Origin of the sequence: Allobosea sp. R86505, assembly GCF_042466375.1 — a bacterium.
GTDB lineage: Bacteria > Pseudomonadota > Alphaproteobacteria > Rhizobiales > Beijerinckiaceae > Allobosea.
The window spans coordinates 978,284-1,002,906 of record NZ_JAXHPY010000001.1 but is presented as its reverse complement, the minus strand read 5'-3'; the positions used below and the strand labels follow the sequence as shown (position 1 = coordinate 1,002,906).

Genomic DNA, 24,623 nt, shown 5'->3' with positions numbered 1-24,623 from the left:
CGCAATAATCATACTTATCGATAGGGATTGGAGCTTGCGTGACGCCCGCGCGGCCACGGGCCTGTTGAGAGCGGCCCGCCATAGAGTGCAGCCGGCTTGACGCCGGGGGGCGCGTGGTGCGAACCCTCCGGCCAAATCTCCCCATCACCGAGAAGGACATTCAGATGGACGATCCGATCGCGGGCGACCAGCTCAAGAGCATCGTGGAGCGCATCGAGCGTCTCGAGGAAGAGAAAAAGACGATCGCCGACGACATCAAGGAGGTCTATGCCGAGGCCAAGGGCAACGGCTACGACGTCAAGGTGCTCAGGAAGGTCATCGCCATCCGCAAGCGCGACGCCAATGAGCGCGCCGAGGAGGAGGCGATCCTCAACCTCTACCTCCAGGCCGTCGGCGAGAGCGCCTGAGCGCGCCCCATTGGTGAGAATCAAAACGCCCGCCCCGGGAGACCGGAGCGGGCGTTTCGCGTTTGGGGCGGGTGGGCCGCCGTAGGCGTCAGCCCTTCGAAACCGCGACCTTGCGCAGATAATCGGTCACGATGCGGGTGATGCCGCGCGAGAGCAGGTCGTCCAGCGCATTGATGAAGGTGTCGCAATCCTCGCGCGTCGCGATCAGCGGCGGCTCGAGGCGGATGACGTTGCGGTTGTACTCGGTGAAGGCGACGAGCACGTCGTAATCCTTCAGCAGGAGCGCGCCGATGAAGCCGCAGAGCGAGCCCTTGAGCTTGTCGTCGAGCAGCGCGACCATGTGCTTGAGCCCGAAGGGCATGGTCTCGCTGATGTCCTGGAATTCGACGCCGATCATCAGGCCGCGCCCGCGGATTTCCTTGAGCAGGCTCGGATATTTGACCCGCAGGCCGTTGAGCCGCTCGAGCAGGTAGTCGCCCTGGCGCTGCGCATTGCCCATGAGGTCTTCCTCATAGAGCACGTTCAGCCCCTCGATCGCCGAGATGCAGGCCTCGCCCATGCCGCCGAACGTGGCCTGGGCATGGATCAGCGCGGTCTTGGGCTTGCCATAGGCCTTCATGTAGAGCTCGCGACGGGCGATCATCGCCCCCATCGCAGCCTTGGAGCCGCCCAGCGCCTTGGCGAGCGCGGTGACGTCCGGCACCACCCCGTCGCGCTCGAAGGCGAAGAACTGGCCGGTGCGGCCGAGACCGCACTGGACCTCGTCGGCGACCCAGAGCACGCCATGCTTGTCGCAGAGCGCGCGGAGTTCCCGCCAGAAACCCAGCGGCGCCTCGACGATGCCGCCGCCGCCCTGGATCGTCTCCATCACGACGATGCCGATCGACGGGTCGCTCTCAAGCGCCTGGCGCACCGCCTCGATGTCGCCGAAGGGCACCTTGACCCGGTTCTCGACCAGCTTGAACTGCGACTGGTAGAGGCTCGAATCCGTGACCGAGAGCACGCCTTTGGTCTTGCCGTGGAAGGAGTTCGCAGCGTGCAGGATCTTGGACTTGGCCGGTCCCTGCGCCTGCTCGGCGACCTTCAGTGCGGCCTCCATGGCTTCCGAGCCGGTCGAGCCGAGGAAGACCATGTCGAGATCGCCGGGCGAGATCGCGGCGAGATTGGCCGCGAGCGCCGAGGCGTATTGCGACATGAACGCCATGCAGATCTCATGGCGGTTCTCGTCCTGGAACTTCTTCCGCGCCGCCACGATGCGCGGATGGTTGTGGCCGAAGGCGACCGAGCAGAACCCCCCGAAGAAATCGAGGATCTTGCGGCCGTCCTTGGTGATGTAGTGCATGCCCTCGGCGCGATCGACGAGGATCTTGTCGAAGCCGAGCAGCTTCAGGAAATGCACCTGGCCCGGGTTGATATGGCTGGTGAAGAGCTCCTTCACCGTCTGCACGTCGAGCTGCTTGGCCTCCTCGACGCTGTAGAGCTTCGGGCGAGCCGGCGTGGCCATGTCGTCGGTCTTGAAAGCGGGCATGCTCATGCGGCGACACTCCTGGGCGCGTGCTGGGAGGGCGCTTTGGCCCGGCGATATTCGGTGTAGGCGGCGAGCAGCATGTCCTCGTCGCGATGCAGCGGCTTCCAGCCCAGTTCGCGCTTGGCCTTGGAGGTGTCGAGGATGCAGATCTCGTCGGCGATCATGTACTGCTCGGGGTCCATGATCGGCAGGTTGATCGCATCGAGCGCGTTCAGCGTCAGCTTGACCAGCGGCGCCGGCGTCGGCAGCAGGATCGACTTCGAGCCGGCATGCTTGATCAGGTCGCCGAGCAGCTTCTTCACCGGCGGCGGATCGTCCGAGCCGAGATTATAGGCCGAGTTCGGGAAACCCGCCTTCCAGGCCGCGATGCAGGCGCTGGCGCAGTCGAACACCGAGATGAACTGGTAGGGGTTCTTGCCCGAGCCGATCATCGGCACCGGCAGGTTGAGGTCGATCAGCTTGAACAGCTTGACCAGGATACCCAGCCGCCCGGGCCCGATGATCAGCCGCGGCCGGAAAATCGGGATCTGGAAGCCGCGGTCGCGATAGGTCTGGGCCAGCGTCTCGGTCGCGAGCTTGCTCTCGCCATATTCGCCCAGCGGCTTGGCGGGATGCGTCTCGTCCTGCGGCACGGTCACCGAATGGCCGTAGATCATGTCCGTGGTGAAGTGGACGAGCCTGTGGGCGCCTCCCTTCTCCATCCAGCTCAGGATGTTCTGCGTGCCGTGATAGTTCACCGGCCAGAAGAAATCGTGCCGCTCCGCGCGGGTCACGATCGGCGAGAGCATCTTGGCCGAGAGATTGTAGACGAGGTCGTCCTGGCGCAGCGGAATGCCGGCGACGCTCTGCGCATCGGTCACGTCGATGCGATGGAAGGGCACCTTGGCATAGTGCGGATGCGGGCTCTTGACGATGTCGGCGACCAGCACCTCCTCGCCCATGGCCGCGAGATCGGCCGCCAGATGCGAGCCGACGAAGCCGTCGCCGCCGATGATGATGTGCTTCATCTGCAGTCTCTCCGGCTCAACGGGGCTGGCGCGGACGCGGATTGCGCACCGGGACCGGGATGGGCTTGAGCACAGGCTGGGGCTCGAGCAGCGCGCCGAGGCGCATGAACAGGCGAACGATCAGATCCATGATGTCCCTCAGCTTTGTGCGATGAAGATGGTGCCGAGCACGATGAGACCGATGCCGGCGAGGCGCGCCGGCCCGAGATCCTCGTGGAAGACGAAGAAGGCGTAGGCCGCGACCACGACATAGGCGAGGCTCAGGAAGGGGTAGGCGTAGGAGATCTGCACCTTCGAGAGCACGATCAGATGCGAGGCCATGCTGATGACGAAGGTGCACAGCCCGGCGAAGACGAAGGGGTTGAAGACCACGCGGAAGACCGTCGAGACCAGCCCGTCGCCGGCCACATCGAGCGTTCCCACGCCGGTCATGCCGCGCTTCAGCATGAGCTGGGCCGCGGCGTTGGTCAGCACCGTGAACAGGATCAGGGGCAGATAGGCGTTCATCGGCGCAGGAGCACTTTCGCGGTCATCCGCCGTTCCAAGTCATCGGGCGGCTGGTGTGTCGTCGGGCCTCTGGATGACGTGGAAAATACTTCAAATGCGTTGCGCCGCGGGTCTTACCTCGGCGTAACGTTAAGATGATCCTGACGAGATCTCAGAAAGACGCGCTTCCCCCACTGGGGCGCTCGGGCGCCAGCCTCGTCCCGCTGCGCGGCGCGATGCCCAGCGTCTTCATCCGCGAGGCCAGCGTGGTCGCGGGCACGCCGAGAAGGGCGGCGGCGCCCTGCGGTCCGCTGACCCGGCCGCGACATGTCTCCAGCGCGGCGAGAATGCTGGCGCGGTCGCGCTCGCGCCGCTCCGCCTCGGTCAGAATGGCGCCGGGCGCAGGCAGCGGCAGCGGCGGCGCCTGGACCTGGCGCCCGCCCTCCGGCAGCGCGATGAAGAGCCGCCCGTTGCGCGCCAGGATCGCGGCACGCTCGATGACGTTCTGCAGCTCGCGGACATTGCCCGGCCAGTCATAGGCACGCAGCCGCGCGACATCGCCCTCGCTGAGCTTCAGCCCCTCGGTCTTCAGCTTGCGCTGCGCCCCACCGAGGAAATGCAGCGCCAGCAGCGGAATGTCCTCCACCCGCTCGCGCAGCGGCACGGACAGGATCGGGAAGACGTCGAGCCGGAAATAGAGGTCCTCGCGGAAGCGGCCCTCCCGCACCTCGCGGCGCAGATCTCGATTGGTCGCTGCGATGATGCGGACATTGACGTGCCGCGTGCGTTCCTCGCCGACGCGCTCGAACTGCCCCTCCTGCAGCACGCGCAGCAGCTTGCCCTGCAGCTCGAGCGGGATCTCGCCGACCTCGTCGAGGAAGAGCGTGCCGCCATCCGCGAGCTCGAAGCGGCCGATGCGGTCGCGCAGCGCGCCGGTGAAGGCGCCCTTCACATGGCCGAAGAACTCGCTCTCGAACAGCTCGCGCGGGATCGCGGCGCAGTTCACCCGGATCAGGGGCCGCACATGGCGCTCGCTCGCCTCGTGGATGGCGCTCGCGATCAGCTCCTTTCCGGTGCCGGATTCGCCTGTGATCAGCACGGCGGCGTCGGTGCGCGCCACCAGCTCGACCTGGCTGAGAATCTTCTGGATCGCGCCCGAGCGCCCGACGACGCCGCGATGGTTGCGCTCCAGCCGCATCTCCTCTTGCAGATAGGCGTTCTCCTGCTGCAGCCGCTCGCGCAGGCTGTCGACCTCGGCCAGCGCCGCCCGCAGGCGCTCATCGGCCTCGTGACGCTGGCTGATGTCGCGAAAGATGATCACCGCCCCCACCAGCCGGCCCCGGTCGCGGATCGGCGTCGAGGTGTACTCGACCCAGAACCCCGTGCCGTCCTTGCGGAAGAACATCTCGTTCTCGACATGGTGCACCGCCCCGTCGCGGAAGGCGGCGTAGATCGGGCACTCCTCATGCGGGTAATGCGTGCCGTCGGGCCGGTGGTGATGCACGCAGGCATGCATATCACGCCCGATCAGCTCGCCCGTCTCCCAGCCCAGCATTGCCTCGCCGGCCGGATTGACGAAGGTGGTGCGGCCCTCCGCATTGACGCCGAAGATGCCTTCGCCCGCGGCGCGCAGGATCAGCTGGTTGCTGCGCTCGATCTCCTGGAACAGCCGCTCCGTGCGCCGCCATTCGGTCAGCCCGGCGCGGACATGCTCCTCGGCATCGGCATCGAGGTCGCGCCGGTGGCGCGCATCGAGATCGTAGAGCGTCAGCAGGATCGACGGGTCGGGCTGGGTCAAAAGCCGCGCGCCGATGCACTCGGCATGGAACGCCGCGCCATCGGCCCTCTGCGGCGAGAGCGAACGTGTCCAGTAGCGGCCCTTGTGCAGCACCGCCTCGGTGAAGACCGTCAGCGCCGCCGCTTGGCCCGCAAACACTGACAGGACCGAGGCGCCGACGAGTTCGCGTTCCGGCGGCGTCAACAGGCGCCGGGCCTCCTCATTGGCCGCCAGGATCCGGCCCGTCGTCACATCCACCGCCAGCGCGGCGTCGACCATGCTCTCGAACAGCCAGGTGGTCTGCGGCGATACGGGTGAAGCGATCACGGCAGCTCACGAAATGTCGTTATCGGGAACACGAATTCTCGTCATTTACGAGAATTCGTCAAGCGCGATCCGCCGCTAAGTCCCTGATGTTTCGACCGCCATTCCGGTCGGCCGGGTTGGCCCGCCGCTTGCTAATCCCCTTGCAGCGACCAGCCGCCCACTCGATCAGCCGGAGGACACGCGCATGGCCTTGTTCAAGAACCCGTTCGACGCCGACCGCCGCATCCGCCGCGGCTGCGATTGCGGCCGACACGAGAGCCAGTCCGTGCATGAGCGGGCGATACGGGCCGAGGCCGTCGAGGTTTCCGCGACTGAGGACGGACGTTACACCCGCGTCGTCGAGAACGCCGTCATGCGGGCGCTGTTTCCACAGGATGCGCAGCGCCGCTTCTTCCTGAAGCAGGTCGGCGCCTCGACCGCCCTGGCGGCGATCTCGAGCCTGTTCCCGCTGGCGGCCGCCACCGAGGCCTTTGCCCAGGCGGTGCCGGAAAAGAAGGACCTCAAGGTCGGCTTCATCCCGATCACCTGCGCGACGCCGATCATCATGGCCTCGCCGATGGGCTTCTATGCCAAGCATGGCCTGAACGTCGAAGTGATCAAGACCGCCGGCTGGGCCGTCGTCCGCGACAAGACGATCAACAAGGAATACGACGCCGCCCACATGCTCTCGCCGATGCCGCTGGCGATCTCGATGGGCGCGGGCTCGAACCCGATCCCCTATACGATGCCGGCAGTCGAGAACATCAACGGCCAGGCCATCACGCTGGCGATGAAGCACAAGGACAAGCGCGATCCGAAGTCGTGGAAGGGCTTCAAATTTGCCGTGCCCTTCGACTATTCGATGCACAACTACCTGCTGCGCTACTATCTCGCCGAAAACGGCATCGACCCCGACACCGATGTCCAGATCCGCGCCGTGCCGCCGCCGGAGATGGTCGCCAACCTCCGCGCCGACAACATCGACGGCTTCCTCGCCCCCGATCCGGTGAACCAGCGCGCGGTCTTCGATGGCGTCGGCTTCATCCACATTCTCTCGAAGGAAATCTGGGACGGGCACCCCTGTTGCGCCTTCGCCGCATCCAGGGAGTTCGTGACGCAGACCCCCAACACCTATGCCGCGCTGTTGAAGGCGATCATCGACGCCACCGCCTTCGCCTCCAAGGCGGAGAACCGCAAACAGATCGCGGAGGCGATCGCGCCGGCGAACTATCTCAACCAGCCGGTGACCGTGGTCGAGCAGGTGCTGACCGGAACCTATGCGGACGGGCTCGGCAACATCAAGCGCGACCCCAAGCGGATCGATTTCGACCCCTTCCCCTGGGAGGGCTTCGCCGTCTGGATCCTCACCCAGATGAAGCGCTGGGGCCAGATCAAGGGCGATGTCGACTACGCCAAGGTGGCGAAGGAGGTCTTCCTCCAGACCGATACGGCGCGGCTGATGGCCGAGGTCGGACTGACGCCGCCCGCCGGCTCGAAGACCATCGTCGTGATGGGCAAGACCTTCGATACCACCAAGCCGGAGGACTACATCAAGAGCTTTGCGATCAAGCGGACATGAGGCGCTTGATGTCGCACGAAGCGCCAACCGTCATTGCGAGCACAGCGAAGCAATCCAGCGCCTCGCCCCGAAGCTGGATTGCTTCGTCAGCTGCGCCTCCTCGCAATGACGGCGGAGCCGTGACATGACCCTCCCCCTCAACCTGCGTGCGCTGGTGCTTTCGCTGGCGATTCTCGTCGTATTCCTCACCGCCTGGCATATCGCCACGCAGACCGGCGGGGCCGGGCCGGCCGCCAATATCGACCCCGAATACGCCAAGCTGATGGGCCTCGAGGTCACACAGGGCAAGTCGGCGATGCCGGGCCCTCTCGACGTCGCCGCGACGATCTGGGGCCATCTGCGCGACCCGTTCTACGACAAGGGCCCCAACGACAAGGGGCTGGGCATCCAGCTCGCCTATTCGCTCGGCCGCGTCCTGCTCGGCTATGCGCTGGCGGTGCTGGTCGCCGTCCCGCTCGGCTTCCTGATCGGCATGTCGCCGCTGATCTCCCGGGCGTTCGACCCGTTCATCCAGGTGCTGAAGCCGATCTCGCCCTTGGCCTGGATGCCGCTCGCGCTCTACACGATCAAGGATTCGAGCATCTCCGCGATCTTCGTGATCTTCATCTGCTCGGTCTGGCCGATGCTGCTGAACACCGCCTTCGGCGTCTCCGCCGTGCGCAAGGAATGGCTCAACGTCGCCCGCACGCTCGAGGTCGGCCCGATCAGGCGCGCCTTCACCATCATCCTGCCGGCGGCGGCGCCCACCATCCTGACCGGCATGCGCATCTCGATCGGCATCGCCTGGCTCGTCATCGTCGCCGCCGAGATGCTCGTGGGCGGAACCGGCATCGGCTACTTCGTCTGGAACGAGTGGAACAACCTCTCGATCACCAATGTCATCGTCGCGATCTTCGTCATCGGCGTGATGGGCATGATGCTCGACCAGACACTCGCCCGCCTGCAGCGCGCCGTCACCTATCCGGATTGAGGCGACCATGAGCGACCGCTTCATCTCGATCGAGGGCATCGCGCGCGGCTACCCCAGGGCCGGCGGCGGCACCACCACCGTCTTCGAGGACCTCTGGTTCTCGATGAAGAAGGGCGAATTCGTCTGCGTCATCGGCCATTCCGGCTGCGGGAAGACGACCGTCCTCAACATCCTCAACGGGCTCGACGCGCCCGATGCCGGCGCAGCCATCGTCGACGGCCGGGCGATCGAGGGCCCCTCGCTCGACCGCGCCGTGATCTTCCAGGGTCATTCGCTGCTGCCCTGGCGCAGCGTGCTCGGCAATGTCGCCTATGCGGTCGCCGCAAAACACCGCGACTGGCCGAAGGCGAAGGTCACGGCCCACGCCCTGGCCTTCATCGAGACGGTCGGCCTCAAGGGCTCGGAGCTGAAGAAGCCCTCAGAACTCTCCGGCGGCATGAAGCAGCGCGTCGGCATCGCCCGCGCGCTCTCGATCGAGCCCAAGATGATGCTGATGGACGAGCCCTTCTCGGCGCTCGACGCGCTCACCCGCGGCACGCTGCAGGACGAGGTCCGCCGGATCTGCCTGGAGACCGGCCAGACCGCGTTCATGATCACCCATGACGTCGACGAGGCGATCTATCTCGCCGACCGCATCGTGCTGATGACCAACGGCCCGCAGGCGATGATCGCCGAGATCGTCGAGAACCCGCTGCCGCGCGAGCGCATCCGTACCGAAGTCCACCACCACCGCGACTACTACGCCATCCGCAACCACCTGATCGACTTCCTCGTGGTGCGCTCGAAGAGCTTCAGGGACGCCATCCCCGAGGGCTACGACCGCCGCCACCCGCCGGTCGTGCGACCCAGCGCCGACGGGCCCGGCCCCGACGCCGGCCGCAAGGCGGCCTGACGACCACCACCTCAAGAAACTGACACGCCAAGGAGACCGACCCCATGAAGCGCGAAGAGCTCACCGAGAAGATCCTCGACATCAAGCGCGAGAAGGGCTGGAGCTGGAAATACATCACCGAGGAAATCGGTGGCATGTCCGAGGTGCTGATCGTCGGCGCCCTGCTCGGCCAGATGAAACTGGTCAAGCCGCTCGCCGAGAAGGCCGCCGCTCTCTTCGGCCTGACCGAGAATGAGAAGCGCATGCTCAACGAGGTGCCCTATCGCGGCACCGGCACGCCGATGCCGCCGACCGACCCGCTGATCTACCGCTTCTACGAGATGGTGATGGTCAACGGCCCGGCCTGGAAGGCGCTGATCGAGGAGGAGTTCGGCGACGGCATCATGTCGGCGATCGACTTCAACATCGAGTTCGAGCGCGAGCCGAACCCGAAGGGCGACCGCGTCAAGATCGGCATGTCCGGCAAGTTCCTGCCCTACAAGTACTATGGCAACGAGCAGGGCATCCCCGATTACGGCTTCAAGGAAGCCTGAGCCCAGTGGCGGGGGCGCTCAGCCCTCGCCATGGCCGCGGCGGATGCGCCGCACCGCCGCCCAGACGCCGAGCAGCGCGACCGGCACGAACAGCGCGGTTGCGAGGCCGGGCTCGATCTTGAGCCAGCCCGAATCCTTCGCGCCCTTGGCGAGATAGCCGAACAGGCTGACGATGTAATAGGCGATCGCCGCGACCGAGAGCCCCTCGACCGTCTGCTGCAGGCGCAATTGCAGCCGCGTGCGCTCGTTCATCGCCGCCAGCAGGTCGCGGTTCTGCTGTTCGAGCGCGACGTCGACGCGGGTGCGCAGCAGGTTGGCGGCGCGCGCCAGCTTGGTCGCGAGATCGGCCTGGCGCTCCTGCAGCATCTGGCAGGTCCGCATCGCCGGCGCCATCCGCCTTGCCAGGAAGGCCTGAATCGTCGGCCAGCCGCCATGCCCCTGCTCGCCGATGGCGACGAGCCGCTGCTGGACGATGTTGTCATAGGCGCGGCTCGCCCCGAAGCGGTAGTTCGAGGAGGCGGCTTCCGCCTCCAGCTTCGAGGCAAGCGCCGTCATCTCGTCGAGCAGCGCATGGTCGGCCGCCAGCCCGTCCGTCTGCGTCATCGTGCCGGCGATGCGCACCAGCGTTTCCTCCGCACGGCGCACGGACGGGCCGATCCGCTGCGATTCCGGCATGCCGAGCAGCGCCAGCGTGCGATAGGTCTCGATCTCGAGCAGCCGCTGCGCCAGCGCGCCCGCCCGCGCCGGTGTGAGTTCGCGGTCGAGCACCAGGATGCGCACGAATCCGTCCGCCCCCGCCCGGAAATCCGTCGCCGCGATCGCTCCGCCATTGTCGACCAGCGAGGCGGCGAGGCTCGCGGGATCGAACAGCGCGCCGAGATCGGGCTCGGCCGCCGCCGGCATCAGATGCAGATCGGCCGCGACGAGATGCGGACCCGGCTGCGCCAGTCCGCGCATGCCATGCGGCAGCGCTCCCGTCGGCGGCAGGAAGGGCGTCGCCTCCGTGCCCGGCAACTCCCAGCTATAGGTGGTGAACTCGCTGTGCTGCTCCCAGCGCAGGCTGGTCTCGCCGAAGCGGGCGCGGTGATGCTTGGCCTCGTCGAGCGGGCCCGGCACGCCGCGCTCGGCGCAGAAGCGGCCGAGCGCGATGCGGTCGGCGGCGGCTTGGCGGGAATCGGTCATGAAGGCGAAGTGTAAAAGCCGCCGCGGCGTCTCCAGGGGCGCGAAGGGTCGGGCATGCACCTCCGCCAGGATGGCGCCGCGCTCCGGATGCGGAACAAGCGACGCCGGATCGTCGAAGCTGCTGGCCGCCATGCCCCACCCCTCCGGAGCGGGTCTGCGCCCTCTCCCACCGGAAGCTTGCGTCATGGCAGGGCAGCTTGCCAAGCCCACCCGCCGCCGCAGCCTGATCCGCGCAGCCTGCTGTCGCGATCGGGCCGGTCAGTCCCTAGGATGCGGCGCCGGATCAGGAGACCGTCATGCCCCTGCCCAACCGCGTCGCGCCCGATGGCAGCCTGCTCGCCGTGCCGGCCCGCGGCCTGCTCATGGGCAATCGCGGCGGGCGCTTTCATGATGCGCAGACCCGCGCTGTCCCGCGCAGCATCCAGGCGAGCCGGCAATGGATCTGCTGCGTCCTCACCTTCAAGGAGCGGCGCCGGACCGTCTGGAGCCAGGGTTACACCGAGCTGTTCTTCTGCGACGAGGTCACCGCGCTTGCCGCCGGCCACCGCCCCTGCATGGAATGCCGCCGCAAGGATGCCCTCGCCTACCGCGCTGCGCTGGTCGAGGGGCTGGGCTTCAGCGAAACCCCGCTCTTTCCCGAAATCGACCGCCTGCTGGATGGCGAGCGACGCGACGGCCGGGGCAAGTGCACGCATCGGCGGCCGGCCGAGGCCCTGCCGGACGGAGCGATGATCCGCGAGGACGGCCGCTTCCTGGCGCTGAAGGGCGACAAGGCCCTGCTCTGGTCGCCCGCAGGCTATGTCGGCGAGGCGAGCCGGCCGACGGGAACGGTGACGGTGCTGACCCCGCCGGCCTCGCTCGCCGCCCTGGCAAAGGGCTATCGCCCGCTCTGGCATCCCAGCGCATACCCCGCATCCTGACCATTTTTGCCAGGCGCACGCTTCGCCGTTGATTTCGGCCACCCTCTGCCCAATCTGCGCCGGCATTGCGGGAAGGACCGCAGCAAGGCAGGGGGATTCGCGATGAAGACGTTATTGGGTGCGCTGGCACTGGCGGCGGCTCTCGCCGGCCCAGCCGCGATCGGTGCGGCCATGGCGGGCGCGGTCGCCATCACCGCGGCGGAGCCAGTGGCCGTGGTCACGATTCCCGACGACTGGACGCAGTCCAAGGTCGAGCGCGGAGTGCAGATCCAGACGCCCGACGAGGAGATCTACATCTGGTTCGAGCTCGTGCCTGCCGACCAGATCGACGCGCTGCAGAAGGAACACGACGCCTATTTTGCGCGGGAGGGCGTCAAGTTCACCGGGGCGACCGAAACCCTGACGCGGGAGGTCAACGGCCGCCCCTGGTCTTTCACCGAGTTGAAGGCGACCAGCAGCGACGGTCCCTCCATCGTCCGCTATCTCGCCATCAACCCCAAGGTCGCCAGCGGCAAGATCATCATGATGACCTACTGGGCCTCCGAAGAGGGCCACGTTGCGCATGACAAGGCAATGAAGGCGATGATCGACAGCATCGCCTTCAAATAACCGGAGGCGAAAACGGGCCCGGAACCTTCTGCGCGCGGCCTGCGTTGCATCCGCATCGTTATCACCATCATTGGGGGCTGATTTCCATGCGTTCCATTGCTCTCTGGCTTCTCGGCGTTCCGATTCCGATCATCATCCTGCTCTGGTTCTTCATGCGCTGAGCAGGCGATATCGCCGAAAGACCACATGGCCGGGCTTTGCCCGGCCATTTTCGTAGGCGGGATGCTGCTCCCGACACCGGCCGGCAGGAGCCATCGGGCAAGGGATTTGGCGAGCGACCGGGCGCGGCGACGCATTGCAGACCTGCGTCCCCGCGCCATCGCATCCCTGCGGGAGCCCGCCTATATGCCGCCCATGACACCGATCATCTCCGTCTCCGGCCTGTCCAAGACCTATGCTTCCGGCTTCCAGGCCCTGAAGACGGTCGATCTCGAAATCCGTCAGGGCGAGATCTTCGCGCTGCTCGGCCCCAACGGGGCCGGCAAGACGACGCTGATCAGCATCATCTGCGGGCTGGTCAATCCGAGCACGGGCAGCGTCCGCGCCGACGGTCATGACATCGTCGCCGATTATCGCGCCGCCCGCGCCAAGATCGGCCTCGTACCGCAGGAGCTGACCACGGACGCCTTCGAGACCGTGCGCGCCACCGTCTCCTTCAGCCGCGGCCTCTTCGGCAAAGGCAAGGACCCGGCGCTGGTCGAGCGGGTGCTCAAGGACCTCTCGCTCTGGGACAAGCGCGACACGCAGATCCGCCGGCTCTCGGGCGGCATGAAACGGCGCGTCATGATCGCCAAGGCGCTCGCCCATGAGCCGCGCATCCTCTTCCTCGACGAGCCGACGGCCGGCGTCGATGTCGAATTGCGCCAGGACATGTGGCAGCTGGTGCGGCGGCTGCGCGAGAACGGCGTCACCATCATCCTGACCACGCATTACATCGAGGAGGCAGAGGAGATGGCCGACCGGGTCGGCGTGATCAGCAAGGGCGAGATCATCCTCGTCGAGGACAAGACCGAGCTGATGCGCAAGCTCGGGCGCAAGCAGCTCACGCTCAGCCTGCAGACGCCGCTGTCGGCCCTGCCCGAGAGCCTCGCGGGCTACGACCTCACGCTGTCCGCAGGAGGCGACGAGATCGTCTTCACCTACGACACCAAGGCGGAGCGCACAGGCATCACCGCCCTGTTGCAGGCGGTGGGCGAGGCCGGCATCCGCTTCCGGGATCTGAACACGAGCCAGAGCTCGCTCGAGGACATCTTCGTCAGCCTGGTCAGGGGCCGCTCATGACATCCGTTTCCGACGCCCCGCCCGCCTTCAACGGACGGGCCATCGCCGCGATCTATCGCTTCGAGATGGCGCGCACTCTGCGCACGCCGCTGCAGAGCGTGGTGTCGCCGGTGCTCTCAACCTCGCTCTACTTCGTCGTCTTCGGTGCCGCGATCGGCTCGCGCATGCAGGAGATCGACGGCATCGCCTATGGCGCCTTCATCGTGCCCGGGCTGATCATGCTGACGCTGCTCACCCAGAGCATCGCCAACGCCTCCTTTGCGATCTACTTCCCGAAATTCACGGGCACGATCTACGAACTCCTGTCCGCGCCGGTCGCGTGGTGGGAGGTGGTCCTCGGCTATGTCGGCGCAGCCGCGACCAAGTCGGTCGTACTCGGCCTGATCATCCTGCTGACGGCGACGTTCTTCGTGCCGCTGCGCATCGAGCACCCGCTCTGGATGCTGCTCTTCCTTGTGCTGACGGCGGTGACCTTCAGCCTGTTCGGCTTCATCATCGGCATATGGGCCGACGGCTTCGAGCGGCTGCAGGTCGTCCCGCTGCTGGTCGTGACGCCGCTCGCCTTCCTCGGCGGCTCCTTCTACTCGATCGACATGCTGCCGCCGCTCTGGCGGACGGTCGCGCTGTTCAATCCGGTCGTCTACCTGATCAGCGGCTTCCGCTGGAGCTTCTTCGGGGTGGCCGATGTCGGCGTCGGAGTCAGCCTCGGCATGACGCTCGCCTTCCTGCTCGTCTGCATCGTCGCGACCGGCTGGATCTTCCGCACCGGCTACCGCCTCAAGAACTGAGGCGGCCACCGGCGCGGATTCCGTTCAGCTGTTGCTGCGCGTCGCCTGCCAGTCCTGGGCCTGGCCGGCCCCTTCGCTGCGCCCGCTCATCCGCCCATCCGCGACGCTGCCGGTATAGCGCCGGCCATCGGCGACGAAGCTGATCTCGCTGCCGCGGCATCGTCACGAGGCCGCTCGAACGCGTCAGCAGGACAAGGGACCGCGGCCACCGCCGCCGAAACTTGCTCCGTTCAGGCGGCCTTCATGTCGGCAAAGAACCTCTGGACCGCGCTGCGCAGCGCATGCGCCTCGCGCGCCAGGCTCTCCGCCGTCGTCAGGGCGCGGTTCGCCGACAGCCTCGCCGCCTCGGAGGTCGCGGTGACATCCTCCATCTGCCGCGCGACGCCGGCCGTCCCGGTCGCGGTCGCCTGGGCGCTGCTCGCGATCTCCGAGGTCGCGGCCATCTGCTGGGACGTCGCCCCGGCGATGACCACGGTGTGCTCGGCGACCTCTCCCATCACCCGGGCGATCGTCTCGATCGCCGCCACAGCGTCTTTCGTCTCGCTCTCGAAGGCCGCGATCCGCTCGGCGATCTCGTCTGTGGCCTGGGCGGTCCGGCTCGCCAGCAGCTTGACCTCGCCGGCGACGACCGCAAAGCCCTTGCCGGCGTCCCCCGCCCGCGCCGCCTCGATCGTCGCATTCAGCGCCAGCAGGTTGGTCTGGGCCGCAATCTCGCGGATCAGCTCGACGACCCGCGCGATGCTCTCGGACGCGCCCAGCAGGTTGGCGACATTGCCGCGGGCCCTCGCCGCGTCGCCGGCCGCATCCCTGATGACGCCGTCGGCGTGACCGATGCGCTCGGCGATCTCGGCGATCGATTCCGAGAGCTGTTCCGATGCGGCCGCAATTGAACGCACATTGTCCGACGCGTCGAGCGCCGCCCCCCGCGCCTCGTTGGCCTGCGATGTGGCACTGGTCGCAACAGCGTTCAGGCTGCGGGCCGTCTCCTCCATTTCGTCGGCGCTGCCGTGGACCGTCTCAAGGATCCTGTCGATTCGGATGTTGAACTCGGCGGTGAGGTCCTCGCGCCGGGCGTGGCGGCGGCTGCGGGCCTGATCGGCGTTTTTCGCTTCGTCTTCCAGCGCCGCCCGCGCGACCGCGGTTTCATGGAACACTGCGACCGAGCGCGCCATGTCGCCGATTTCGTCGCGTTGCTGGACGAAGGGAAGCTCGCCCACCTCCTGCCCCGAGGCGAGGCGCTGCATCGCCTTCGCCAGCCCGCCCAGCGGACGGGCGACGCGGACATGCACCAGCACCAGCGCGATCACGAGGCCGAGGCCCATCAGCAGCGCGCCAGCCGCCTGCAGCCACAGGCTGTGGCTCTGCAGCACGTCCCGCTCGGCATCCGTCGCAGCGGCCCGGCTTTCGTTGAGCAGGGCGACGTTCCTGAGCGCCATGTTGAGCGCCTTGCGGTTGCTGCGGTTGTCCTCGTTGTTGCCGAAGTCGTTGGCGGCGGCTGGGCCCGACTCCCGCCCCCGTCTGACCAGTTCGGCTCTGAAGGCGATGAAATCGTCGAGCTTCTGCGCCACCGCCTCGAAGGCGGCCTGCTCATGGGGACCATGGAGAGCCCGCCACTCGCCGGCGAGCCGCTTCATCTGCGCGAGATCGGCGAGCAGCGGCAGGGCAAACCGCTCCGCGTCCTGCGTGTCGGCGCTCATATAGATCCCGCGCGATTCCATCACGATCGCATTGACGAGCCCATCCATCCGCTCGGCCAGGACGGTGCGGCGCGTCACGGCCTCCATCTCGCTCGTCATCGCGGCGTATCGCGACAGCGCATGACCGCCGATGCCGACCGCCACGAGGGCAGCAAGCGTAAACACCGCGAAGGCGCCGAAGATCTGCGTCGAGATTTTGCGCGGGCCGGCCATTGCAGTGCCTTCCGTAAGGGAATCATGGCCCCCCATTGGCGCAGATGATGGAAGCAAAGGGTTAATGCGATCTGACGATTGCGCCGGCGGTCCGCCTCCGGAAGGCGCGGAACTGCCTGCCGACGATTGACTTCACCGCCCCCATCCTGTTCTCACACCGCCATGACCGACATCCAGACCTCCGCCGCGCCGGCAGGCGACGCCGCCCCGCATGCGCGCCGCCGCACCTTCGCGATCATCTCCCACCCCGACGCCGGCAAGACCACGCTGACCGAGAAGCTGCTCTATTTCGGCGGCGCGATTCAGCTCGCCGGCGAGGTGCGCGCCAAGCAGGGTCGGCGCCAGACCTCCTCGGACTGGATGAAGATCGAGCGCCAGCGCGGCATCTCGGTCGTCACCTCGGTGATGACCTTCGAATATGGCGGCCACGTCTTCAACCTGCTGGACACGCCGGGCCACGAGGACTTCTCGGAGGACACTTACCGCACGCTCACCGCCGTCGACTCCGCCGTCATGGTGATCGACGCCGCCAAGGGCATCGAGGCGCGCACCAAGAAGCTGTTCGAGGTCTGCCGCCTGCGCGACATCCCGATCGTCACCTTCATCAACAAGGTCGACCGCGAGACGCGCGACCTGTTCGACCTGATCAACGAGATCGAGACCACGCTGGCACTCGACGTCGCGCCGATGACCTGGCCGGTCGGGCGCGGCCGCGAATTCGTCGGCACCTATGATCTCAAGGCCAACAGCTTCCGCCGCAACCAGAAGGGCGACGAGAGCGCCGAGGATCTCGCCGTCACGGGTCCCGACGACAAGCTCTTCGACGAACTCCTGCCCCATGGCGCCGCCGAAACCTGGCGCGAGGAGGTCTTCCTCGCCAGCGAGGGGCTCAAGCCCTTCGACCTCGAAGCCTTCCGCGAAGGCCACCTGACGCCGCTCTATTTCGGCGCGGCGCTGCGCGACTACGGCGTGCGCGACCTGATCGACGCACTCGGCGCGCTGGCACCGAGCCCGCGCGCGCAGATCGCCGACAAGCGCACGATCCAGGCCGGCGAGCCGAAGATGACCGGCTTCGTCTTCAAGATCCAGGCGAACATGGACCCCAACCATCGCGACCGCATCGCCTTCATGCGCGTCTGCTCGGGCAAGCTCTCGCGCGGCATGAAGGCCAAGCTCGTCCGCACCGGCAAGCCGATGCCGCTCAACGCGCCGCAGTTCTTCTTCGCGCGCGACCGCTCGATCGCGGAGGAAGCCTATGCCGGCGACATCGTCGGTCTGCCCAACCACGGCACGCTGCGCATCGGCGACACGCTGACCGAGGGCGAGGACGTCGTCTTCAAGGGCGTGCCGAGCTTCGCGCCGGAAATCCTGCGTCGCGTCAAGCTCAAGGACGCCATGAAGGCCAAGAAGCTGCGCGAGGCGCTGCAGCAGATGGCCGAGGAAGGCGTCGTCCAGATCTTCCTGCCCCATGACGGCGCGCCCGCCATCGTCGGCGTCGTCGGCGCGCTGCAGCTCGACGTGCTCAAGGAGCGCATGGACGTCGAATACTCGCTGCCCGTCGACTTCGAGCCCTGCCAATATGCGATCGCGCGCTGGGTCTCCTCGGAGGACAAGGCGGCGCTGCAGAAATTCGTGTCGTCGAAGCCGTCTTCCATGGCCGACGACCTCGACGGCGACCCGGTCTTCATGGCCTCCAGCCAGTTCACCCTGAAATACGACGCCGAGCGTGCGCCCGACGTCACCTTCTCCGACATCAAGGACTACCAGAAGGTCGCCAGGGCCTGAACCACCCCGGACTGTGGCGCCGAAGCCACAGTTTCCGCGCAGCGCTGTCGGACTTGATCAGGGTCAAATCAATCGCGGCGGGATTGAGGCTGTTGGGAGGCATGAGCCGCGAGCGCGCAGACGCGCCGCGCTCCGATCCTGGGGGCCTTCGCCATGTCACATATCGTCCGTCTCGCCACCTGCGCCGCGCTGCTCACCGGCACGGCCCTGACCTCCGCCGGGGCTGCCGATCTGCCGTCCGCCAAGACGGCCCCGCTCGCGCCGGTCATGACGCAGTGGAGCCCGTGGATGATCCGCGGCCGCGCCCTCTTCGTCGTCCCGCAGGAAAGCGCCAAGCTCAAGCTCGGCGGCGCGCCGATCATCGGCGGCGATGTCGACATCTCGAACTCGGTCGTGCCCGAGCTCGACATCAGCTACTTCTTCACCCGGAACATCGCTGTCGAGCTCATCCTCGGCGTCACCCCGCACAATGTGAAGGGCTCCGGAACGCTGGCCGGCGCGCGCATCGGCTCGGCCTGGCTGCTGCCGCCGACCCTGATGCTGCAGTATCACTTCACCGATCTCGGCGCCTTCAAGCCCTATGTCGGCGTCGGCGTGAACTACACCGTCTTCTTCAACGAGAAGGCCAAGGGCGGCTTCGCCAGCTTCGATCTGAAGGACAGCTTCGGCCTCGCCCTGCAGGCCGGCTTCGACTACATGATCGACCGTCACTGGGGCATCAACTTCGACGTCAAGAAGATCTTCCTCGAGCCCAAGGTCAAGGTCAACAACGGCCTGATCTCGGGCAAGGTCAAGATCGATCCCTGGCTGATCGGCGCCGGCGTCACCTATCGGTTCTGAAATCCGCTCCCGTTCGGCTGGGGGGTCTCCGGGGGCTGGGGGAGGAAGGGAGCGGTTCGCCGCTCCCTTCTTCGTTTCGGCCTCAGCCTTCGGGCTGCACGAAGCCGAGCGGGATCGCCGTGGTCGATTTCAGCTCCTCCATCGCGAACATCGAGGTCACGTCGTTGAGGTCGATGCGCGAAATCAGCTTCTTGTAGAGTGCGTCATAGGCCGCGATGTCCGGCACGCAGGCCTTGAGCAGATAGTCGATCTCGCCGCTCATCCGGTAGAAGTCGACGATCTCGGGCAGGTCGCGCACTGCCGCGTGGAAGCGTTCGAGCCACTCCATCGAATGCCGCGCCGTCTTCACCGCGATGAAGACCGTGACGCCCGCCTGCAGCTTGCTGCGGTTGAGCAGCGCCACGCGCTTGCGGATATAGCCGGCGGCCTCAAGCTTCTGCACCCGCCGCCAGCACGGCGTTGCGGACAATCCGACCGCCTCCGACAATTCGGCCAGCGGCAGGCTCGCATCCTCCTGCAGGCAGGCGAGAATCCGCAGATCGAAGGCGTCGAGCTTGGCCATGGCACCCCGGGAATCGCAAAGGAATCGCCTTGTCGGCGCTCTGCCCGCAAATCAATTCTCAGTTCGATGCCACAAACGACATCCATTTCCAAGATCACGGCATTAACGCGCAAGATAGCAAACCATTTTCCCGCCGCATCGCTATCCTGAGCAGGTGGACGATCCGACGGGAGTTGCGGGATGCAGGGGTTCTTGAACGCGGAGCGGCGAGGCGCGGTGCTCGCCAGCCTGCGGAGCGATGAGGGCACGTGCTCGCGCGATTATCTCGCCGCCGCCCGCTCGGTCCTGCGCGAGCTCGTCGCGCTGCCCGACCTCGTCGCGCGCCTCCCGCTCGAGCGCAAGCCCGGCGGCTACACCCGCAATCTGCTGGCGGGTGACGAGTCTGTCAGCGTCTGGGCGATCGTCTGGGCGGCCGGTGCCACCACCTGCATCCACGACCACCATTGCTCCTGCTGCTTCGGCGTCGTCAGCGGCACCGTGACCGAAACCTGGTATCGCGCCATCGATACGCAGCGCGCCATCGCCACCGAGCAGCACGACCGCGAGGCCGGCTATGTCGCCTGCATGCTGCCGACCGGCCCCAACATCCACCGCATGCGCAATCTCGGAACCGAAGACGCGATCTCGATCCACATCTACGGCTTCGACCACGAGGCCCACGACTCCTCGATCGAGACGCAATACACCGCCGTCGAGGGCTGAGGTTGAGCGTCGGTCTCCGGGTCGGCGGGCGTCTCGCCGGGGACAAGCCGCCCCGCCAATCCCCTCTCTCCTGCTCCCGGCGATGATGGCCCCTCGTCACGAGGGAGCCAGCCATGTCGATGCAAGGAGCCCGGCCGGCCTCACCCGTGCCGACGCAGCCGAGACCTCTCTCCGTCACCACGGAGCGCCTATTGCGCCTCGCCCCCGCCGGCCGGCGCGCGATCGTCGAGGGCATCGCTGTCGATTTCGACAAGCTGGCGGCCGCCGCCGGCATCACCACGCACCTGCGGCTCTGTCACCTGCTGGCCCAGGCCGCGCATGAGACGGACCGATTCCGGACGCTGGAGGAATATGGCGGCCCGGCCTATTTCGCCCGCTATGACGGGCGCCGCGATCTCGGCAACACGAAAGGCGGCGACGGCGCGCGCTATCATGGCCGTGGCATCTTCCAGCTCACCGGCCGCGCCAATTACCGCCGCTACGGAGCCCTGATCGGCCTCGATCTCGAGGCCGCGCCCGAACGGGCGAAGGAGCCGGCGGTCTCGCTGGCGATCGCCTTCGCCTATTGGCGTGACCGCGGCTGCAACGCGGCCGCCGATGCCGACGACGTCGTCGCCGTGACCCGGCTGATCAATGGCGGGCGCAACGGGCTGGCGCAGCGCGCGCAGTGGCTGGCGCTGGCGAAGACGATCTGGGTGTAGGGCTGCTCCCCGTCATTGCGAGGAGCGTAGCGACGAAGCAATCCAGGGACCGCTCGCGCCTCGTCCTCCTGGATTGCTTCGCTTCGCTCGCAATGACGGTTCCGTCTCTTCAGCCGTGCCCGGCCTTCAGCGCCTGGTCGAGATCGGCGTAGAGATCCTCGAGATCCTCGATGCCGGTCGAGAGGCGCAGCAGGTCCGGCGGGCAGGGGGAGCCCGCGCCCTCGATCGAGGCGCGGTGCTCGATCAGGCTCTCGACGCCGCCGAGCGAGGTCGCCCGCTTGTACAGTTCGACATGCGCGGCCGCCTTCACCGCCGCCGCCTCGCCGCCGACCACCTGCACCGAGAGCATGTAGCCGAAGCCGCCTTCCATCTGGCGCGCCGCGATGTCGTGGCCGGGATGCTGCGGCAGGCCGGGATAGAGCACGCGCGCCACCAGCGGATGCGCCGAGAGGCGCTGCGCAAGCGCCATCGCCGAGGCGCTCTGGCGCTCCTGCCGGACATGGAGCGTGCGCATGCCGCGCATCAGCAGATAGGCCTCGAACGGGCCGAGGATGCCGCCCTGGCCCTTGCGCACGGTCTTGATGCGATTCAAGAACTCGTCGTCCTCGCGGGCGCAGAGCGCGCCGGCGACCACGTCGGAATGGCCGTTCAGCACCTTGGTCGCCGCATGCATCACGATGTCGGCGCCGAGCTGCAGGGGGCGCGTATGCACCGGCGAGGCGCAGGTCGAATCGACCGCAAGCTTGGCGCCCGCCTTGTGGGCGATCTCGGCGGCGGCCGCGATATCGGTGATCGTCCAGAGCGGGTTCGACGGCGTCTCGGCCCAGACCAGCTTGGTCCGGCCGGGCTTCACGGCGGCGGCCAGCGCGGCGAGATCGTCGGTCTCGACGAAGTCGATGACGAGGCCCCAGCGCGTCGCTTCCGTCAAAAGCCAGGAGCGCAGCGCCCAGTACATCACCTTGGAGGCGACGACATGGTCGCCCGGCGAAAGCGCCTGGAACACGGCGGTCGCCGCCGCCATGCCCGAGCCGAAAAGCAGTGCGCCGGCCTTGGCCTGCTCCAGCATGGCGAGCACGCTCTCCGCCTCGCGCGTCGTCTCGTTGTCGGGCCGGCCATAGATGAAGCCGCCGGAATAGCCGTTGTCCTCGTCGCGGATATAGGTCGTCGAGACATGGATCGGCGGCACCACGCCCTTGGTCAGCGGGTCGATCTTGCCCATGGCCTGCGCGGCGAGGGAGCGGGGGTGCAGGGTGCGCTTTGGCATGACGATCCGTGAAAGTTCCAGGAGGGACTAAAAAGGCATCTGGCGCAGGCAACGGCCCGGATGCAAGAGCCGCGACCTTGCCAGGAGCGCAGGACGCCTCCATGTCACGATCATGAGCATGTCACCATCATCGCCCGCGGCCGCCCCGCGCCCGTTCTGGATCGACGCGCTGATCGCGGTCGCGCCCGTCGTCGCCGTCTCCCTGCTCGGCAACGCCGTCACCATCCCGCAGGTGCTGACCTGGTATCCGACGATCGCCAAGCCACCCTTCAACCCGCCCAACTGGGTGTTCGGCCCAGTCTGGACGACGCTGTTCGCGCTGATGGCCTATGGCGTCTATCGCATCCTGAGGGCACCGGCGGGCACGCCCGGCAAGCCGCAGGCGCTCATCGCCTATCACGTCCAGCTCGCGCTCAACCTCGCCTGGTCCTGCGTCTTCTTCGGGCTGAACAGCCCGCTCGGCGGCCTGCTGGTGATCCTGCCCTTCCTGGCGATGATCCTCGTCACGATCGCGCTGTTTGGTCGCGTCGACCGTCTCGCCGCGAATCTGCAGTGGCCCTATGTCGCTTGGGTCTCCTTCGCGACGCTGCTCAACGTCTCGATCTGGTGGCTGAACCGCTGAAGGCCGCTCAGCCGATCGAGCGCTCGATCACGTTCAGCACGGCGGTGCGCAGCTCGGCAATGGTGAAGGGCTTGGTCATCACCTCGGAGACGATGGCGTCGAGGCTGCGGGCGCGCTCGCGCTGCTCGGCATAGCCCGTCATCAACATGATCGGCAGGTCCGGAAAGGCCTGCTTGGCGGCGAGCGCCAGCGCGATCCCGTCCATCAGCGGCATGCGGATGTCGGTCAGCAGCAGGTCGAAATGCCCCCGCTCCGCCATCAGCGTGTCGAGCGCCTCGGCGCCGTCGGCCGCCGTCAGGCAGGAATGGCCGTCCATGGTCAGGCCGCGGGCCACCAGCGTCCGCAGCGGCTCCTCGTCATCGACCACCAGAATGCGCGACATGGCTCAGATCCCCGGAAGACCGGCCTGGTCGGCGGTCTCAATGACGCCGACGAAAGGCAATTGCCGGTAGGAATGGGCAACATCCATGCCATAGCCGACGACGAAATAATCGGGGCATTCGAAGCCGACATAGTCGGCGACGATGTTGACCGCGCGCTTGCCCGGCTTCTCCAGCAGCACGACGGAGGAGACCTTCGCGGCGCCGCGCGCCGCCAGGAGATCCTTGGCGAAGGCGAGCGTGCGGCCCGATTCCAGGATGTCGTCGACGAGCAGGACCTCGCGTCCGCGCACGTCGCTCTGCACGTCCCTCAAAATCTCGACCTGACCGGAGGAGACGGTCGCGGCGCGGTAGCTCGACAGATGCACGAACTCGACCTGCGGCGCCATGCCGACGCGGTGCATCGCGCGGATCAGATCGGCCACGAACATGAAGCTGCCCTTCAGGACGGCGACGACGAGCAGATCGGCCGGCGCGGTGGCGGCGATAGCCTCGGCCATCTCCTCGTTGCGGCGGGCGATCGTCGCCTCGTCGTAAAGCACCCTGATGCGCCGTGGCTCCGACATGGTGTGGTCATCCTCTCGCATCGCGGTAGCGCACCGAGAGGCAGGCTCCTGCGGACGCGTTTCGTGGGGTCTGTCGTCAGAGGTTTAGAGCGACCGGCGCTGGCTGAACAGGCCCCCTCGCGGAAAGCCGCCCGGGGCTCAGCGGCGGGGTTCGCCGGGTTCAGCCGAGGTGGAGGAGGCGAAGCGCACGAGGACGGACTGTCCCGCCGCGGGCGGCGCCGCCAGCCGTGCCCGAAACCGGATCAGCTCGGCGGGCTCGAGCTCCTGTCGGGGCGGATCGGTCTTCCAGCTGTAGAGCGTCTGCCCCGCCGCGTCCTTGACCGCGACTTCGATCGGCGGAACCCGGGTCTGGCTCTTGGTGATGTTGGTGACATCGCCTTCGACGACGAGGAAGCGGCCCGTCGCGTCCTCGACCAGGCCGCTCTCCACGGCCCCGAGTTTCAGCCCGTGAACATTGATGGGATAGCCGAGCATCTCGAACACGCCCGCCAGTTGCGGCGCGATCCGGGAAGCGAGCGTGCGCTGCCAGACCAACCCGCCCAGCAGGACCAGCCCGACGACGGACAACGACGTAGCCAGGACGACGGGACTATACGCCTTCTTATGGGCTTTGGGCCGCGGCTTGCGGGCCGTCTTTGGACCGCTGCGCTTGCGCGGCTCAGATGCAGCGGCAACGTCCTCGCTATCGCCTTCGGCGACCTGAGCCGAGACCTGGGCCGCGATCGCCGCGGCCTGTTCGAGCTCCTCGTTCAGCAGCGCCTGCGTCTCCTCGGCGCTGGGCACCGGGGGCAGCTCGGGTTCGGGGGCGACATGCCACAGCGTCTGGCAGCTCGCGCAGCGCACTTTGCGGCCGTCGGGGCCGAGCTTGGCACCGTCGAGTTCGTAGCGGCTGGCGCAGGAGGGGCAGACGATCAGCATGGTGGCGGCCGGCGGTTCCCGTTCGGTGCGGTTCGAGCCTTGCGCCCGCCATCGGGGCGCGCCTCTCATTGGCGACCGCGATGGTTAACGTCGCGTGAAGAACTTCGC

General features: G+C 67.1%; 25 protein-coding genes. 14 read left to right on the top strand and 11 right to left on the bottom strand.

From position 1 onward, the window contains the following. Positions 1 to 164 precede the first annotated feature (164 nt). On the top strand, positions 165 to 407 hold the full coding sequence (locus SJY11_RS04825) for a DUF2312 domain-containing protein (protein ID WP_376985282.1): 243 nt from the start codon (positions 165 to 167) through the stop codon (positions 405 to 407). Positions 408 to 495: 88 nt separating this feature from the next. Here the strand turns inward: SJY11_RS04825 and SJY11_RS04820 are convergent, their stop codons facing one another. The 4 genes from SJY11_RS04820 to SJY11_RS04805 all read right to left on the bottom strand — a co-directional run bounded on the left by SJY11_RS04820 (position 496) and on the right by SJY11_RS04805 (position 5,484). Further along, positions 496 to 1,941, bottom strand: coding sequence for an aspartate aminotransferase family protein (locus tag SJY11_RS04820; RefSeq protein ID WP_376985281.1), 1,446 nt, complete (start codon positions 1,939 to 1,941; stop codon positions 496 to 498). Beyond that, complete coding sequence (locus SJY11_RS04815; protein ID WP_376985280.1) at positions 1,938 to 2,942, bottom strand: NAD-dependent epimerase/dehydratase family protein; 1,005 nt, start codon at positions 2,940 to 2,942, stop codon at positions 1,938 to 1,940. Before SJY11_RS04815 ends, SJY11_RS04820 begins: the two co-directional genes overlap by 4 nt. Before the next feature lie 138 nt (positions 2,943 to 3,080). Then, the gene (locus tag SJY11_RS04810) at positions 3,081 to 3,449 is read right to left on the bottom strand and encodes a DMT family transporter (protein WP_376985279.1); all 369 of its coding nucleotides are present in this window, start codon (positions 3,447 to 3,449) and stop codon (positions 3,081 to 3,083) included. 151 nt (positions 3,450 to 3,600) lie between these two features. Continuing rightward, complete coding sequence (locus SJY11_RS04805) at positions 3,601 to 5,484, bottom strand: sigma 54-interacting transcriptional regulator (RefSeq protein WP_376989254.1); 1,884 nt, start codon at positions 5,482 to 5,484, stop codon at positions 3,601 to 3,603. Positions 5,485 to 5,716: 232 nt separating this feature from the next. On the opposite strand from SJY11_RS04805, the gene SJY11_RS04800 reads away from it, so the two are divergent. From SJY11_RS04800 to cynS, 4 genes are all read left to right on the top strand, one after another. Beyond that, entirely contained in the window at positions 5,717 to 7,090 is a 1,374-nt protein-coding gene (locus SJY11_RS04800; protein WP_376985278.1) for a CmpA/NrtA family ABC transporter substrate-binding protein, read from the top strand. Between the two features lie 124 nt (positions 7,091 to 7,214). After that, entirely contained in the window at positions 7,215 to 8,060 is an 846-nt protein-coding gene (gene ntrB, locus SJY11_RS04795) for a nitrate ABC transporter permease (RefSeq protein ID WP_376985277.1), read from the top strand. A 7-nt stretch (positions 8,061 to 8,067) separates the two neighbouring features. Next, positions 8,068 to 8,952: an ABC transporter ATP-binding protein gene (locus SJY11_RS04790; RefSeq protein WP_376985276.1), complete on the top strand. Its 885-nt coding sequence runs from the start codon at positions 8,068 to 8,070 to the stop codon at positions 8,950 to 8,952. Between the two features lie 44 nt (positions 8,953 to 8,996). Further along, positions 8,997 to 9,485, top strand: coding sequence for a cyanase (cynS, locus tag SJY11_RS04785; protein ID WP_066717228.1), 489 nt, complete (start codon positions 8,997 to 8,999; stop codon positions 9,483 to 9,485). Between the two features lie 18 nt (positions 9,486 to 9,503). Here the strand turns inward: cynS and SJY11_RS04780 are convergent, their stop codons facing one another. Then, positions 9,504 to 10,799 carry a DUF3422 family protein gene (locus tag SJY11_RS04780; protein WP_376985275.1) on the bottom strand — a complete coding sequence of 432 codons (1,296 nt, stop codon included), beginning with the start codon at positions 10,797 to 10,799 and terminating at the stop codon, positions 9,504 to 9,506. Between the two features lie 164 nt (positions 10,800 to 10,963). Here SJY11_RS04780 and SJY11_RS04775 point away from each other — a divergent pair, with 164 nt between their 5' ends. The 4 genes from SJY11_RS04775 (at position 10,964) to SJY11_RS04760 (ending at position 14,265) form a co-directional block, all read left to right on the top strand. Beyond that, positions 10,964 to 11,587, top strand: a complete 624-nt coding sequence (locus SJY11_RS04775) for a hypothetical protein (RefSeq protein ID WP_376985274.1) — start codon at positions 10,964 to 10,966, stop codon at positions 11,585 to 11,587. A 102-nt stretch (positions 11,588 to 11,689) separates the two neighbouring features. After that, positions 11,690 to 12,196, top strand: coding sequence for a hypothetical protein (locus SJY11_RS04770; RefSeq protein ID WP_376985273.1), 507 nt, complete (start codon positions 11,690 to 11,692; stop codon positions 12,194 to 12,196). 354 nt (positions 12,197 to 12,550) lie between these two features. Continuing rightward, positions 12,551 to 13,477, top strand: coding sequence for an ABC transporter ATP-binding protein (locus SJY11_RS04765; RefSeq protein ID WP_376989253.1), 927 nt, complete (start codon positions 12,551 to 12,553; stop codon positions 13,475 to 13,477). Beyond that, positions 13,474 to 14,265, top strand: a complete 792-nt coding sequence (locus tag SJY11_RS04760; RefSeq protein WP_376985272.1) for an ABC transporter permease — start codon at positions 13,474 to 13,476, stop codon at positions 14,263 to 14,265. The genes SJY11_RS04765 and SJY11_RS04760 overlap by 4 nt, the downstream gene beginning before the upstream one ends. A 230-nt stretch (positions 14,266 to 14,495) precedes the next feature. Here the strand turns inward: SJY11_RS04760 and SJY11_RS04755 are convergent, their stop codons facing one another. After that, complete coding sequence (locus SJY11_RS04755; protein ID WP_376985271.1) at positions 14,496 to 16,175, bottom strand: methyl-accepting chemotaxis protein; 1,680 nt, start codon at positions 16,173 to 16,175, stop codon at positions 14,496 to 14,498. 162 nt (positions 16,176 to 16,337) lie between these two features. Between SJY11_RS04755 and SJY11_RS04750 the strand changes: the two genes are divergently transcribed. Both SJY11_RS04750 and SJY11_RS04745 read left to right on the top strand, forming a co-directional pair. Next, positions 16,338 to 17,960 carry a peptide chain release factor 3 gene (locus SJY11_RS04750; RefSeq protein WP_376985270.1) on the top strand — a complete coding sequence of 541 codons (1,623 nt, stop codon included), beginning with the start codon at positions 16,338 to 16,340 and terminating at the stop codon, positions 17,958 to 17,960. Between the two features lie 153 nt (positions 17,961 to 18,113). Beyond that, positions 18,114 to 18,800: an OmpW/AlkL family protein gene (locus SJY11_RS04745; protein ID WP_376985269.1), complete on the top strand. Its 687-nt coding sequence runs from the start codon at positions 18,114 to 18,116 to the stop codon at positions 18,798 to 18,800. A gap of 82 nt (positions 18,801 to 18,882) precedes the next feature. Here SJY11_RS04745 and SJY11_RS04740 read toward each other — a convergent pair whose 3' ends face one another. Continuing rightward, a complete protein-coding gene (locus SJY11_RS04740) occupies positions 18,883 to 19,362 on the bottom strand; it encodes an Lrp/AsnC family transcriptional regulator (protein WP_376985268.1) in 480 nt (159 codons plus the stop codon). A gap of 180 nt (positions 19,363 to 19,542) precedes the next feature. Here SJY11_RS04740 and SJY11_RS04735 point away from each other — a divergent pair, with 180 nt between their 5' ends. Both SJY11_RS04735 and SJY11_RS04730 read left to right on the top strand, forming a co-directional pair. Then, positions 19,543 to 20,064: a cysteine dioxygenase gene (locus SJY11_RS04735; RefSeq protein ID WP_376985267.1), complete on the top strand. Its 522-nt coding sequence runs from the start codon at positions 19,543 to 19,545 to the stop codon at positions 20,062 to 20,064. A 113-nt stretch (positions 20,065 to 20,177) separates the two neighbouring features. Then, entirely contained in the window at positions 20,178 to 20,765 is a 588-nt protein-coding gene (locus SJY11_RS04730) for a glycoside hydrolase family 19 protein (protein ID WP_376985266.1), read from the top strand. 109 nt (positions 20,766 to 20,874) lie between these two features. Here SJY11_RS04730 and SJY11_RS04725 read toward each other — a convergent pair whose 3' ends face one another. Further along, complete coding sequence (locus SJY11_RS04725) at positions 20,875 to 22,029, bottom strand: trans-sulfuration enzyme family protein (protein WP_376985265.1); 1,155 nt, start codon at positions 22,027 to 22,029, stop codon at positions 20,875 to 20,877. A gap of 118 nt (positions 22,030 to 22,147) precedes the next feature. On the opposite strand from SJY11_RS04725, the gene SJY11_RS04720 reads away from it, so the two are divergent. After that, positions 22,148 to 22,651, top strand: a complete 504-nt coding sequence (locus tag SJY11_RS04720) for a TspO/MBR family protein (protein ID WP_376985264.1) — start codon at positions 22,148 to 22,150, stop codon at positions 22,649 to 22,651. A gap of 7 nt (positions 22,652 to 22,658) precedes the next feature. Here the strand turns inward: SJY11_RS04720 and SJY11_RS04715 are convergent, their stop codons facing one another. The 3 genes from SJY11_RS04715 to SJY11_RS04705 all read right to left on the bottom strand — a co-directional run bounded on the left by SJY11_RS04715 (position 22,659) and on the right by SJY11_RS04705 (position 24,515). Further along, positions 22,659 to 23,033, bottom strand: a complete 375-nt coding sequence (locus SJY11_RS04715; RefSeq protein ID WP_326910121.1) for a response regulator — start codon at positions 23,031 to 23,033, stop codon at positions 22,659 to 22,661. 3 nt (positions 23,034 to 23,036) lie between these two features. Then, entirely contained in the window at positions 23,037 to 23,597 is a 561-nt protein-coding gene (gene hpt, locus SJY11_RS04710) for a hypoxanthine phosphoribosyltransferase (protein WP_326910124.1), read from the bottom strand. A gap of 138 nt (positions 23,598 to 23,735) precedes the next feature. Then, complete coding sequence (locus tag SJY11_RS04705) at positions 23,736 to 24,515, bottom strand: zinc-ribbon domain-containing protein (RefSeq protein WP_376985263.1); 780 nt, start codon at positions 24,513 to 24,515, stop codon at positions 23,736 to 23,738. Between the last annotated feature and the right edge of the window lie 108 nt (positions 24,516 to 24,623).